The organism is Microbacterium sp. che218, assembly GCF_040436305.1.
Lineage (GTDB): Bacteria > Actinomycetota > Actinomycetes > Actinomycetales > Microbacteriaceae > Microbacterium > Microbacterium algihabitans.
The window spans coordinates 1,827,659-1,840,821 of record NZ_AP031501.1; the positions used below are offsets into that span (position 1 = coordinate 1,827,659).

At 70.7% G+C, this 13,163-nt stretch carries 14 protein-coding genes; 1 reads left to right on the forward strand and 13 read right to left on the reverse strand.

What is annotated here, in order from left to right; all coding sequences use genetic code 11:
- Positions 1-15: 15 nt before the first annotated feature.
- Positions 16-1,482 (reverse strand): cardiolipin synthase, encoded by a 1,467-nt coding sequence (gene cls / locus ABXS86_RS08575; RefSeq protein ID WP_307208880.1) that lies wholly within the window; start codon positions 1,480-1,482, stop codon positions 16-18.
- 65 nt (positions 1,483-1,547) lie between these two features.
- Positions 1,548-1,745, reverse strand: coding sequence for a hypothetical protein (locus ABXS86_RS08580; RefSeq protein WP_144830042.1), 198 nt, complete (start codon positions 1,743-1,745; stop codon positions 1,548-1,550).
- Between the two features lie 134 nt (positions 1,746-1,879).
- Here ABXS86_RS08580 and ABXS86_RS08585 point away from each other — a divergent pair, with 134 nt between their 5' ends.
- Entirely contained in the window at positions 1,880-3,037 is a 1,158-nt protein-coding gene (locus ABXS86_RS08585; protein ID WP_353664143.1) for a DUF4192 family protein, read from the forward strand.
- Here ABXS86_RS08585 and lysS read toward each other — a convergent pair.
- The 11 genes from lysS to ftsH all read right to left on the reverse strand — a co-directional run bounded on the left by lysS (position 2,988) and on the right by ftsH (position 13,163).
- A complete protein-coding gene (lysS, locus tag ABXS86_RS08590) occupies positions 2,988-4,508 on the reverse strand; it encodes a lysine--tRNA ligase (protein WP_353664144.1) in 1,521 nt (506 codons plus the stop codon). The two genes, ABXS86_RS08585 and lysS, sit on opposite strands and share 50 nt — an antisense overlap.
- A 90-nt stretch (positions 4,509-4,598) precedes the next feature.
- Positions 4,599-5,453, reverse strand: coding sequence for a pantoate--beta-alanine ligase (panC, locus tag ABXS86_RS08595; RefSeq protein ID WP_353664145.1), 855 nt, complete (start codon positions 5,451-5,453; stop codon positions 4,599-4,601).
- Complete coding sequence (locus ABXS86_RS08600) at positions 5,450-6,172, reverse strand: DUF2520 domain-containing protein (RefSeq protein WP_307208872.1); 723 nt, start codon at positions 6,170-6,172, stop codon at positions 5,450-5,452. The genes panC and ABXS86_RS08600 overlap by 4 nt, the downstream gene beginning before the upstream one ends.
- Complete coding sequence (locus ABXS86_RS08605; RefSeq protein ID WP_353664146.1) at positions 6,169-7,839, reverse strand: PH domain-containing protein; 1,671 nt, start codon at positions 7,837-7,839, stop codon at positions 6,169-6,171. The genes ABXS86_RS08600 and ABXS86_RS08605 overlap by 4 nt, the downstream gene beginning before the upstream one ends.
- On the reverse strand, positions 7,836-8,450 hold the full coding sequence (locus tag ABXS86_RS08610) for a PH domain-containing protein (protein ID WP_251505956.1): 615 nt from the start codon (positions 8,448-8,450) through the stop codon (positions 7,836-7,838). The genes ABXS86_RS08605 and ABXS86_RS08610 overlap by 4 nt, the downstream gene beginning before the upstream one ends.
- Entirely contained in the window at positions 8,404-8,889 is a 486-nt protein-coding gene (locus ABXS86_RS08615) for a DUF3180 family protein (protein WP_307208868.1), read from the reverse strand. The genes ABXS86_RS08610 and ABXS86_RS08615 overlap by 47 nt, the downstream gene beginning before the upstream one ends.
- Entirely contained in the window at positions 8,886-9,413 is a 528-nt protein-coding gene (folK, locus tag ABXS86_RS08620; protein ID WP_144830063.1) for a 2-amino-4-hydroxy-6-hydroxymethyldihydropteridine diphosphokinase, read from the reverse strand. Before folK ends, ABXS86_RS08615 begins: the two co-directional genes overlap by 4 nt.
- The gene (folB, locus tag ABXS86_RS08625) at positions 9,410-9,778 is read right to left on the reverse strand and encodes a dihydroneopterin aldolase (RefSeq protein WP_307208866.1); all 369 of its coding nucleotides are present in this window, start codon (positions 9,776-9,778) and stop codon (positions 9,410-9,412) included. Before folB ends, folK begins: the two co-directional genes overlap by 4 nt.
- Complete coding sequence (gene folP / locus ABXS86_RS08630; RefSeq protein WP_307208864.1) at positions 9,778-10,569, reverse strand: dihydropteroate synthase; 792 nt, start codon at positions 10,567-10,569, stop codon at positions 9,778-9,780. Before folP ends, folB begins: the two co-directional genes overlap by 1 nt.
- Complete coding sequence (gene folE, locus ABXS86_RS08635; protein ID WP_353664147.1) at positions 10,566-11,153, reverse strand: GTP cyclohydrolase I; 588 nt, start codon at positions 11,151-11,153, stop codon at positions 10,566-10,568. Before folE ends, folP begins: the two co-directional genes overlap by 4 nt.
- Positions 11,154-11,159: 6 nt before the next feature.
- Positions 11,160-13,163, reverse strand: a complete 2,004-nt coding sequence (gene ftsH / locus ABXS86_RS08640) for an ATP-dependent zinc metalloprotease FtsH (protein ID WP_353664148.1) — start codon at positions 13,161-13,163, stop codon at positions 11,160-11,162.

Here is a 13,163-nt window from a genome sequence, read left to right on the forward strand (position 1 = left end):
CGCGCCCACGGGCGATCACTGCAGGGCCGAGGTGAGCCGCGCGAGGTTGTCGAGGATCGTCGAGCGCAGCGGCTGGCGACGCCACTCTTCGATGGTGAGCTGACGGCTGAGACCGCGGTAGTTGTCTTCGACCGCGCGCATGTCGCGGACGAACTCTTCGCCGCGCACGAGCAGCGAGACCTCGAGGTTCAGACCGAACGAGCGCATGTCCATGTTGCTCGAGCCGATGACGGCGACCTCGTCGTCGATCGTGACGCTCTTGCTGTGCAGGATGAACGGCTTCGGATACATCCAGATGACGACACCCACACGAAGGAGCGCCTCGTAGTAGCTGCGCTGCGCGTGGTAGACCATCGCCTGATCGCCCTCTTCGGAGACGAACAGCTCCACGTGCACGCCGCGTTGGCACGCGGTCGTGATCGCGAGCAGCAATGCCTCGTCGGGGACGAAGTACGGGCTGACGATGATGATCTTCTGCTGGGCGGCGAAGAGCAGGCCGAGGAAGAGCTTGAGGTTGTTCTGGAAGTCGAAGCCCGGACCCGACGGAACGATCTGACAATCGAGATCGCCCGGGCCCGAGGTCACGCTGAACAGGTCGATCTCGTGGCGGAGGGTCTCGTCGGTCTCGCTGTACCAATCGGACAGGAAGACCGCGTTGATGCTCGCGACCACGGGGCCCTGCACCCGCACCATGAGGTCGACCCAGTGCAGGCCGCGGCGGATGTTCTTGCGCAGGTTGTACGAGGAGTCGGTGACGTTCTGCGAGCCCATGTAGGCGACGTCACCGTCGATGACGAGCAGCTTGCGGTGGTTGCGCAGGTCGGGGCGCTGGTACCGGCCGCGCAGCGGCTGCACCGGCAGCATGAGGTGCCAGTGCGCGCCCATGGCGTCGAGACGGCGCAGCGTGCGCTTGTAGTGCGGCTTGCCGCGGTTGGCCCAGTGATCCAGCAGGACGCGCACGACTACGCCGCGCTCCGCGACCTCTTCGAGCGCCCGGAAGAAGTTGTCGGTGGAGTCGTCGGACTGCAGGATGTAGAACTCCACGTGCACGTACCGCTTCGCCTCGCGGATCGCGTCGGCCATGGCATCCAGGCTCTGCTGGTAATCCGAGATGAGGGTCGCGGCGTTGTCGCCGGCGATCGGCATGGCGCCGAGGTTGCGGTTGAGGCTCACGAGCGAGCGGAACCACTGCGGGGCGTTGGGGCGTAGCGTGCCGAACTCGAGCGAGGCGCTGGTGTCGTGGATGTACTCGTTGATGGCCGCCTGCTTGCGTCGCCGTTTGCGCGGCAGACGCGGGTTTCCGATCAGCAGGAACAGGAACACCCCGACGAACGGGATGAAGTAGATCGCCAGCAACCACGCCATGGCGGCCGTCGGGCGGCGGTTGCGCGGCACGATGATGATGGCGGCGATGCGCACCACGAGGTCGACGACGAACAGCGTGATGACGAGCCAGCTCGCGTCGAACGTGGCGTTGATCACGGATCCTCCTGGGCGGGTTGTGCACCCAGCGTAGCGACGGCCCCTGACACGGGGCCGCGCCGGTGTCAGTTCGCGGGTCCGTCGCCGGTGCGCGCGACCGGCGGGAGACCGCGCTTGGCGCGCTCCTGCGCCTCGATGCGGGCGTAGGCCTTGCGCTCGGTGCGATCCATGCGGATGACGTTGCGGAGGATGAAGAAGAAGACCACTGACACCACGAGGGTCGGCAGGATCGCCCACAGCATCGCGGTCCAGGTCTCGTCCATGTGTCCAGGATACCCGCGGTGCCCCGACATCCGGCCGGCTCCCCCTTCTCCCCAGGAGCGGGTTCGGCGGATTCGTCCACGATCGAGGTATCCGCCGCCGCGCGCGCCCCGCGCATCCCGGCACTCTCGTGCCCATGACCACCATCGTCCCCGCGTCCACGCCCGCCTCGTTCCTCTCCCTCGTCCCCCACCTGCTCGGGTGCGTTCCGCGCCGGAGCCTCGTGCTCGTGCCGTTCGCCCACGGACGCTCGCTCGGCGCGATGCGCGTCGATCTGCCCCCGAGCAGCGACCCCACCGCCTGCGTCAGCGTGGCCTCCACCGTGATCGGCATGGCGTGCAAGGTCGCGACGGCCGATGCCGTGGCCGTCGTCGTCTACGCCGACGAGCCCCTCGCCGAGGCGGCCGCGTCGGCGCACGGCCCGCTCGTCGACGCGACCATCGCGCGAGCCGAGATCTGCGGCCTGCGCATCACCGAGGCTCTGATCGTCGGTGCCGACGGGTGGGACGATCACCGCGCGCCGTCGTCGACCGGGCCGTATCCGCTCCCGGAGATCGATGAGTCGCAGGCCGGGCTGCCCGACACCCGCATCGACGACGACCAGTACGCCGCCGCCGAACTGCCCGGGGTCGACGACGACCTCAAGGAGGTCGTGGCCGAGGCGATCGACGCGATGGAGCACGTGCTCGGAACGGTCGCGGAGCGTCGCCGCCTGCCCCTCGATCGGGTCGCCGTCTCCGCGGCCACGGCGTCGCTGCTGGCCGAACCGCCGCTTCTCTTCGAAGACGCGATCTCGCGCGCCCCGTCGGAGCTGACGCCGCGAGAGCTCGCCGCCGTCTCGTTCTGCCTCGAGCGCCCGTCGTTGCGCGACGTCGCCCTCATGCAGTGGGCGGGCGACATCCGCGACGGGTACGCCGTGCTGGGTGCCCAGACGGCGTACCACGCGGGCGCGGCGTTCCCCGAAGACCTCGCACGCCCCATGTGGGGCGAGGGGGCTCACCCCGATCCGGACCGACTGCACCGGGCGCTGGCGTTGTGCCGCCTCGTCGCCGCGACCGTGCCGCCACGTCGTCGCCCGGGATCGCTCTCGGCGTGCGCGTGGCTCGCCTGGGCGGTGGGGCGCTCGACGCACGCCGCCACCTACGCCGAGCACGCGCTCGACATCGACAGCGCGCATGGCCTCAGCGGAATCATGCTGAGCATGATCGACGGCGGCCGCCTGCCCGAGTGGGTGTTCGAGCGGCCTACTTCACGAGCGGGAACATCACCGTTTCGCGGATTCCGAGACCGGTGATCGCCATCAGCAGACGATCGATGCCCATGCCCATTCCGCCGGTCGGCGGCATGCCGTGCTCGAGCGCCCGCAGGAACTCCTCGTCGATCGGCATCGCCTCGTCGTCACCGCGCGCGGCGAGCTTCGCCTGCTCCACGAAGCGTTCGCGCTGGATGACGGGGTCGATGAGCTCCGAGTACCCGGTGGCGAGCTCGAAGCCGCGGACGTACAGGTCCCACTTCTCCACGACGCCGGCGATCGAGCGGTGCTCGCGCACGAGCGGGCTCGTGTCGAGCGGGAAGTCCATGACGAAGGTCGGGCGGGTCAGGCCGCCCTTGACGAAGTGCTCCCACAGCTCTTCGACCCACTTGCCGTGCGTTTCGTGCGGGGGCGCGTCGACCCCGGCCTCGGCGCCGAAGGCGCGCAGTTCGTCGAGCGAGGTCGAGGGGGTGATCTCGTGACCGGATGCCGCAGACAGCGAGTCGTACATCGAGATGCGATCCCACTGCCCGCCCAGGTCGTACTCCGTCCCGTCGGCCCAGGTCACGGTGGTGGAGCCGGCGACCGCGATCGCGGCGTCCTGGATGAGCGTCTGGGTCAGATCGGCGATGCCGTTGTAGTCGCTGTAGGCCTGGTAGGCCTCGAGCATCGCGAACTCGGGGCTGTGCGTGGAGTCAGCGCCCTCGTTGCGGAAGTTGCGGTTGATCTCGTACACGCGGTCGATGCCGCCGACGACGGCGCGCTTGAGGAACAGCTCGGGCGCGATGCGCAGGAACAGCTCGGTGTCGAACGCGTTCGAGTGGGTGGTGAACGGGCGCGCGCTCGCGCCACCGTGCTGCACCTGCAGCATGGGGGTCTCGACCTCGACGAAGTCGCGCTCGGTGAAGGTGCGGCGCAGGCTCGCGTTGACCTTGGCGCGGGCCAGCACGGTCTCGCGCGCCCGGTCGCGCACGATCAGGTCGAGGAAGCGGCTGCGCACGCGGCTCTCTTCGCTCAGCTCGGTGTGCAGGTTCGGAAGGGGCAGCACGGCCTTGGCCGCGATGCTCCACTCGGCGACCATGATCGACAGCTCGCCGCGGCGGCTCGAGATCACCTCGCCCGAGATGAAGACGTGGTCGCCGAGGTCGACGAGCTCCTTCCACGCCTGCAGCGACTCCTCGCCCACGCTGGCGAGCGACACCATCGCCTGGATGCGGCTGCCGTCGCCGGCCTGCAGCGAGGCGAAGCAGAGCTTTCCGGTGTTGCGGCTGAACACGACGCGACCCGCGACGGCGGCGGTCTCGCCGGTCTCGGCCCCCGCCTCGAGGTCGCCGAAGCGCGCGCGCAGTTCGGGGATGGTCGTGGTGATCGGAACAGCGACCGGATACGGCCCACCCGCGGCGTCCGTGCGCTCGGCGAGCAGACGCTCGCGCTTGGCCAGGCGTACCGCCTTCTGTTCGAAGACCTCGTCTTCGGTCGGTTCGGCGGCGTCGTTCGCGGGCGCGTCGGTCATCAGAAAGGCTCCTCGGGGTCTGCTCCAGTCTATTCGCCGCGCTCGAGGGCCCCGTGGCCCGCCGACGTCCCGGCGGTGACCGGCCCGAGGTCAGCGCAGCGAGATCTCCGCGTTGCCGATGAAGCGGTGCCCGCCCACGGTCGCGGCGATGAGGGCGAACGCCCGGCCGTGGTGGCCGTCGTCGACGGGCAGGAACGTCTCGGGATCCACGACGCTGAGGTACTCGAGCGTGATGCGCGCCTCGCCCATCAGCGACGACTGCGCCGCCGCGATGCACGCGTCGACCCCGAGGTCGGCGTTGGACGCCGCGGCCTCCAGGGCCCGGGGCAGGGCCGCCGCCGCGCGGCGATCGGCCGGCTCCAGCAGCGCCACACGGCTCGAGACGGGCAGCCCGTCGTCGGTCCGCACGGTCGGCACGGTCGCGATCGACACGGCGAAGTCGAGATCGCGCACCATCTTGCGCACGAGGAAGATCCGCTGCAGATCGCGCTCCCCGTAGACGGCGACGTCGGGCCGGACGAGGTGGAACAGCTTCGCCTCCACCGTGAGCACGCCGTCGAAGTAGAACGGACGCACCCGGCCCTCGTAGCGCAGGCCCACATCGCCCGCTGAGACGCGGGTCGTGGCGGTGCCGGCGGGCAGGAACTCGCTCGCGCTCGGAGCGAAGACCACGTCCACACCGAGATCGCGCAGCACGATCTCATCGGCCTCCGGCGAGCGCGGGTAGCGCGCGGTGTCATCGGCGGTGCGGAAGCGCAGCGGGTTGACGAACGTCGAGACGACGACGACCTCGGCCTGCGCGCGCGCCTCACGGATGAGGTCGATGTGGCCGTCGTGCAGGGCGCCCAGAGTCGAGACGAGCGCGACGCGGGGGCCGCCGGAGGATCGGTCTGCGCCTCGGATCTCGCCGAGTCGGGTGCGCAGATCCTCGAGGGTGCGGATCATTCGTCGATCGTAGCGTCGCCGACAAGTCCGCCCCGCCCGGCGCCCTCCACGAGCGCCTGGTCGACGCTGGAACGCACGAGGGCCGACAGGTATCCGCCGGGGTTCTCGACGCCGACGCGCCCGAGGAGCTCCGACGACTGGCGCACGATCGAGCGCGAGAACTCCGTGGCCGTCGCGATCGCCTCCGCGTACGTCGCGCGGTCGTCCTCCGCCACGACCACGGGCTCGCACCCGAGCTCGACGGCCAGGGCCTGCGCGATCGGAAGCACCGGAGCGGGAGCCGTCACCGCGGCATACGACTGGGCGAGCTGGCGCAGGTCGACCGACGAGACCCCGGTGAAGACGATCGCCGGGTGGATGGCGAGCGGGATCGCGCCGAGGCGGGCGGCCGGATCCAGCACGCGCGAACCGTACGCGGGGTCGGTGTGCAGCACGAGCTGACCGGGCTGCCAGGCACCCATCTCGGCGAGTCCGGCGACGAGGCCCGCGAGCTCGTCATGCGGAACGGCGATCACCACGAGTTCGCTGCGGCGCACGACCTCGTCGGCCGCCAGCACCGGCAGATTCGGCAGGATCGCTTCGACGCGGTCGTCGTCGGAGCCCGAGGTGATGCCCGTGAGCGCGTGCCCGGCACCGGCGAGGGCTGCCGCGATCACCGGACCGACGCGTCCCGCGCCGATCACCCCGACGCCCAAGCGCCCGTCGCGACCGCCGCTCATCCGGCCCACCGGTGACTGCGATCGGTGGCCGCGGCGGCGACGCCGCCTCGCGCCGCGCGCGCGAACATCTCCAGCGCGTCGGCGCGGTCGATCGCGCCGATCGAGGTCTGCACGTTGCCGGCGATGACGTGTCCGGTCACGGTCGCGGTTCCCGCGGCGCGCGCGATCGGGCCCTGCTGCAGCCCCACGGACTGCAACCGGGCCAGGGGCAGCACGCTCAGCGAGCGCCAGATCCACCCGCGGCGCATCAGCAGGGCATCGGCTGTCACGAGCAGGCCGTTGCGGCGCCACGAGAAGGGCCGCAGCCACCGCGCGCGGCGCGGGGTCGTGACGTAGGGGTCGTTCTCCACCGGACCCAGGATGCCGTCGCGGAAGACGAGTGTCCATTCGTCGTCCGACAGCCCCGGCGCGAAGATCCCCAGCACCCGTTCGACGTCGGCGCGGGTGCCGATCGGCAGCACCGCGGCCAGCTGATCGTTGCTGGTGTCGGTGGACGCGCGGCCCGAGAGGCGGTTGACCGAGACGGACCACCATCCGAAGGGGCGCCACATCAGCGGCTGACGCACCTCGATGGCGTGCACGCGGCCCGGCGGGACGATCTCGGACACCGTGGTGAACAGCCCGAAGGTGACGCGCACGCCGTCGGGGGTGGGGGCGATCGAGTACCGGAGCCCCCGGGCGATCGAACGCACGTAGTACGCACCGAAGGCGAGGAACATCGGCACGACGGTGAACAACAGCCACAGCGTCGACACCGACGCGGCCACGATGATCCCGACCACGAGGGCGATGAGCACGATTGTCGACCCGCTCAGCACGCGAGAGGCCACCAGGCGCCCGAGGGGGATGCGCACGATGCTCTGCGGCTCGGCGTCGGAGAAGTCCTCACCGTCGACGATGCCCTGCAACCCGGAGCCGACTGCCTCGGCAGCCTGGCGCACGAGGGACGACCGCTCGCCGTCGGCCTCGCGCGCTTCGGCGAGACGCCGACCGGAGGCGAGGCGGAGGATGTCGCCGCGGATCGCCTCGGCGTCCTTGCCCGAGAGGTACTCGAGCTTCACGTTCGCGTCGAGGCCCGCGCCGACAACCTCGAGTTTGGCGAGCCCCAGCAGACGGGCGAGCATCGGGCGCGTGAGGTTCACGCCCTGCACCCGATCGAGCGGGGCGCGCCGATGCGTGCGGAAGAGGACGCCCGAACGCACCTCGACGTCGTCGTCGCCGATGCGCAGGGTGTGGAACCGCCACGACAGGCGGAAGAGCACCAGCAGCACGAGCACCACGGCGAGAGCGACCCCACCCGCGATGAGGATCAGGTTGTGGGAGAACAGGAAGTCGACCGGGTCGGGCGGCATGCCGCCGGGAGGCAGGTCGGTGACGACCGGGAAGAACCACTCGATCAACCGTTCCCGGAGGTTGGCGACGAGCACTCCGATGATGACGAGCAGTGAGAGACCGCCGCGCAACAGCGGGGTCAGCGGATGGAGCCGATGCCACTCGCCGTCGCTGTACGGCGATCGCACGCTGACGCGCGGCACGGCGGGGGCCGCGCCCTGCGGAGAGGCGCCGGCGGCGGCTGCGGGCGGAAGGGCATCGGCGCCCGACCCGCCCACGGGGCTCGGCGGCGTCGAGCCAGCCGGAGGGCCGGCCGGAGGTGCCGGGTCGCTCACAGGCCGGTCCGACGGGTCTCGGCCACGGCGACGAGGGTGTCGCGCAGGTGCTCGGCCGCCTCCTGCGTCAACCCGGGGATCGTGACGCCCGTCGAGGCGGCGGCGGTCACGAGCTTGAGCTGCGCGATGCCGAAGCCGCGATCGAGCGGCCCGTGGGTGATGTCGACGAGCTGCATGCGGCCATAGGGCACGGCCACGACGCGCTGCCACAGGATGCCGCGACGGAAGACCAGGTCGTCGTCGCGCAACTGGTACCCGACCGATCGCGCCTGCCGCGGCGTGATGATCAGCCCGATGGCGGTGACGAGCAGGATCACTCCCGCGGGGATCCACTGCCACATCACTCCGGTGAGCAGCTGCGCGACGAGCGCCGCGGCGGCCACCAGGACGAACACCGCGCCCTGCGAGATGAGCTGCACCCGCACGTAGGCCCGCGCCAGCTGGTACCAGGTGCCATCGCCGAGCGGCAGCCGTCGCTCCGAACGAGGCTCGAGAATGCGGTCGTAGGTGCGCTCGCTCAGCACGGCACCCTGCGTCACCGCCTCCGGCGAGGACGCGGGGGCGTCAGATCCCGACGGGGCCGGCGGGGAGGTCTCCGGGGGTGTCGTCATCGTCGTCCTTCCGGATGGTGCACAGCTGCTCGGCCACGAGTCCCGCGACGACCAGGACGACAGCGCACACGAGCGTCGCGATGATCGTCCCCATCGAGCCTACCGATGGCGTCACCGGACGGCTCAGCAGAAAGGCGAGCAGGCCGACCGCGAACCCCGCCGCGGCAGCCCCCAGCAGCGACGACGCCTTGGCGAGCATCGCAATGCGCAGCGCCCGGAACGGGTCGATGCGCCGCGCGCTGCGACCGCGGCTCGCGCGGAAGACCGGCACCGCGAGCACCACGATGACCGCGCCCAGCAGCGCGAGGATCGTGGGCAGGCTCACGGCCGGCGAGAACGTCGCGCGCCCCATGGCCGTCAGCGCGGTGTCGAGGACGAAGCCGCAGACGAGCCCGATGATGACGGCGATGGTCAGGATGCCGGCTCCCGTACGCTTCATCGGTCGCTCCCCCGGAGTCCGGCGAGCAGGTCGGCGACGCGGCCGCGGCCCGGGATCTCGGCATCCGGATCGATCTGCACCCACGGCGCCAGGACGAACTCGCGCTCGTGCGCCCGGGGATGCGGTACGACCAGGTCGTCGCGGTCGATCATCTCGTCTCCGTACGCGATCAGGTCGAGATCGAGCGTGCGATCGCCCCACCGCTCGCGACGCACGCGACCGTGGCGCGCCTCGATGCGGTGCAGCGACGCCAGCAGCTCGGCGGGCGAGAGCCGCGTCTGCAGCACCGCGACCGCGTTGAGGTAGCGGGGCGCGTCCTCGTCCTCGCCGTCGAGGGTCACCGCGACCGTCTCGATCGGGTGCGACACCCGCACGTCCGAGGTGAGGGTCAAGCGGCGCAGCTCGTCGACGGCCGCGGCGAGTGTCTCGGCGCGCTCGCCCAGGTTGGCGCCGAGGGCGACCACCGCGGGCACGGGCGTCGAGCGCGGAGCCGCGTCGAGGCCGTGGGCCAGACGCACGTTCACGGCCGCCCCCTCGTGATCGTCACCGACACGTCGCCGAACGGCACCGTGATGGGGGCTTTCGGCTTGTGCACCGTGATCGTGACGGTCTCGACGCGTCGGTCGGTCAGCACCTCGTCGGCGAGGCGCTGCGCGAGCGTCTCGATGAGATCGACCGGCTCCCCCTCGACGACGGCGACGAGGCGTTCGGCGAGCTCGCCGTAGTGGACGGTGTCGACCACGTCGTCGGTCTCGGCCGCGCGACGCAGCGACAGGTTCAGCACAGCGTCGACGACGAACTCCTGTCCGTCGCGCTTCTCGTCGGGATACACGCCGTGGAAGCCAACGGCGCGCACCCCCGTCAGTGTGATGCGGTCAGCGGCATCCATCAGGCCTCCCAAGCGCGGGCGACGGCGAGCGCGTCGCGGGTGGTCGGTACGTCGTGCACGCGCACGGCCCAGGCGCCGTCGCGCGCCGCCAGGACGCTCGTGGTCGCCGTGGCCAGATCGCGGCGGGCGAGATCGGCGTCGTCGCCGAGCGCGTCGCCGAGGAATCGCTTCCGACTGGTGCCGACGAGCACGCGGTACCCCGACGCGACGAGGTGCGGCAGTGCGCGCAGCGTCTGCCAGTTCTGCGTGCCACGCTTGCCGAAGCCGATGCCCGGGTCGACGACGATGCGCGCCGGATCGATGCCGGCTGCGCGCGCCGCCTCGACCCGCTCGGCCAGTTCGGCGGCCACCTCTCGACCGACGTCGGCGTAGTCCGCCCGCGCGTACATCTCGGTCGACGGGCCGCGCCAGTGCCCCAGAGCGATCTCGGCGTCGGTTCCGGCGACGGCGGAGAGCATCTCGGGGTCGGCGAGGCCGCCCGAGACGTCGTTGATCAGCCGCGCACCCGCTCGCGCCGCGGCGACGGCCGTCGAGGCGTTCATCGTGTCGATGCTCACCCACGCGCCCTCTGCGGCCAGGGCCTCGACGACCGGGAGCACGCGCTGCTGTTCGACTCGCGGGGCCACGCGCGACGCCCCGGGGCGCGTCGACTCGCCGCCGATGTCGAGGAGATCGGCGCCCTGGTCGCGCAGGCTCCGCGCGTGGGCGATCGCGACGTCGGGGTCGATGTAGCGGCCCCCGTCGCTGAACGAGTCGGGGGTGACGTTGACGATCCCCATGATGAGGGTCACGCGCGCGCCCCGATCAGAGCGACCAGCTCGGATCGGGCGGCGGGGTCGGTGTACACGCCGCGCGCGGCGATCGTGACGGTCGAGGCGTCGAGTTGGCGCCCTCCCCGCATCGTTACGCACTCGTGCGTCGCATCGAGCACCACGAGCACGCCACGCGCGTCGAGGGCCGAGTCGATGGCATCCGCCACCTGCTCCCCCAGGCGCTCCTGCACCTGCGGACGGGCGGCCAGGATGTCGATGACCCGGGGCAGAGCGCCGAGACCCACGACCTCTTCGCCCGGCAGGTAGGCGACGTGCGCGCGGCCGCGGAACGGGAGCAGATGGTGCTCGCACATCGACCGGAAGGCGATGTCGCGCAGCATCACGGCTCCCGAGGGCAACGTGTCGGGTGCGGGTCCGCGCGACACGGAGATGATGTGCCGTAAGGGCTCCCCGGCATCCTGGTTCACGCCGGAGAAGAACTCCGCCCAGGAGTCGGCGACACGCGTCGGGGTCTGGCGGAGGCCGGGGCGATCGGGGTCTTCCCCGATCGCCCCCAGCAACTCACGTACCAGAGCGGCGACGCGCTCTCGATCGACGGCCACGGCGCCTCAGGCGGTTGCCGGGCGCGTCTGTCCGCTCGGACGGTGCTGCGCCTGGGCCGTCGCCTGCGACTCCGCCTCGGCGGATGCCGCGATGCCGGCGGGAGCCTGGCGGCGGGGGACGTCGACCGGAGGCTGGTTAGAGACCGGACGATCGCCCGACGACAGCCACTGCGGGCGCGGCGTCAGACGCTTGACGTCCTTGAAGATCTCGGCGAGCTCGAGGTGGTCGAGGGTCTCCTTCTCGAGCAGTTCGAGAGCCAGACGGTCGAGCACCTCGCGGTTGGCGTTGATGACCTCGTAGGCCTCGTTGTGCGCCTGCTCGATGAGAGCGCGCACCTGCGCGTCGACGCGCTCGGCGATGCGCTCCGAGAAGTCACGACCGTGTCCCATGTCGCGGCCCATGAACACCTCGCCCGACGACGAGCCGAGCTTGACCGGGCCGACCTCGTTGGTCATGCCGTACTCGGTGACCATCTTGCGGGCGATGCTGGTGGCCTTCTCGATGTCGTTCGACGCGCCCGTGGTGGGGTCGTGGAACACGATCTCCTCGGCGACGCGGCCGCCCATCGCGTAGGTCAGCTGGTCCTGCAGCTCGTTGCGGGTGATGGAGTACTTGTCGTCGAGCGGCAGCACCATCGTGTAGCCCAGCGCCTTGCCGCGCGGGAGGATCGTGACCTTGGTGACGGGGTCGGTGTGGTTCATGGCCGCCGCAGCGAGGGCGTGGCCGCCCTCGTGGTAGGCGGTGATGAGCTTCTCTTTGTCCTTCATCACGCGCGTGCGGCGCTGGGGACCGGCGATGACGCGGTCGATGGCCTCGTCGAGGGCGCGGTTGTCGATGAGCTGCGCGTTCGAGCGCGCGGTGAGCAGCGCCGCCTCGTTCAACACGTTCGCGAGGTCGGCACCGGTGAAGCCGGGCGTCTTGCGTGCGACGACCTCGAGGTCGACCGAGTCCGACAGCGGCTTGCCGCGGCCGTGCACCTCGAGGATGCGCTGACGACCCTTGAGGTCGGGCGCGTCCACGCCGATCTGCCGGTCGAAGCGGCCCGGGCGCAGCAGCGCGGGGTCGAGGATGTCGGGGCGGTTGGTGGCCGCGATCACGATGACGTTGACCTTGGGGTCGAAGCCGTCCATCTCGACGAGCATCTGGTTGAGCGTCTGCTCGCGCTCGTCGTGACCGCCGCCCATGCCGGCGCCGCGGTGGCGGCCGACGGCGTCGATCTCGTCGATGAAGATGATGGCCGGGGAGCTCTCCTTGGCCTGGTTGAACAGGTCGCGCACACGGCTGGCGCCGACACCGACGAACATCTCGACGAAGTCCGAACCCGAGATCGAGTAGAACGGCACGCCCGCCTCGCCGGCGACGGCGCGCGCGAGCAGGGTCTTACCGGTTCCGGGAGGGCCGTACAGCAGCACGCCCTTGGGAATGCGCGCACCGACCTCTTCGAACTTCTTCGGGTCCTTGAGGAACTCCTTGATCTCGTCGAGCTCTTCGATCGCCTCGTCGGAGCCAGCGACGTCTTGGAAGGTGACGGTCGGCGTCTCCTTCGTCACGAGCTTCGCGCGCGACTTGCCGAACTGCATGACCTTGCTGCCGCCGCCCTGGGCGCTGGAGAGCAGCCACCAGAAGAGCAGACCGAGCAGCACGAGCGGGAGCATCAGCCCGAGGAAGCCGTCGAACCAGCTGGGCTTGGGCACGACGTCGTTGAAGCCGTCGGAGGGGTTCGCCGTGTCGATCGCGCTGGCGACCTCGCTGGCGCGCGCCTGGCTGAAGTAGAACTGCACGTCGTTCGCGCCCTCGAATGGCGTCGACAGCGTCAGATCGACACGCTGGTCGGGATCGTTCGTCACCGCCTGGGTCACGGTGCCGCCCTTGAGGAGCTCCAGGCCCTCCTTGGTCGACACCTGACGGGCGCCGCTGAGGTTGGAGATGAGCGAGAAACCGATGACCAGAAGCAGACCGACCAGCAGAACGTAGACGATCGGATTACGCGTGATCTTCTTGAAATTCAT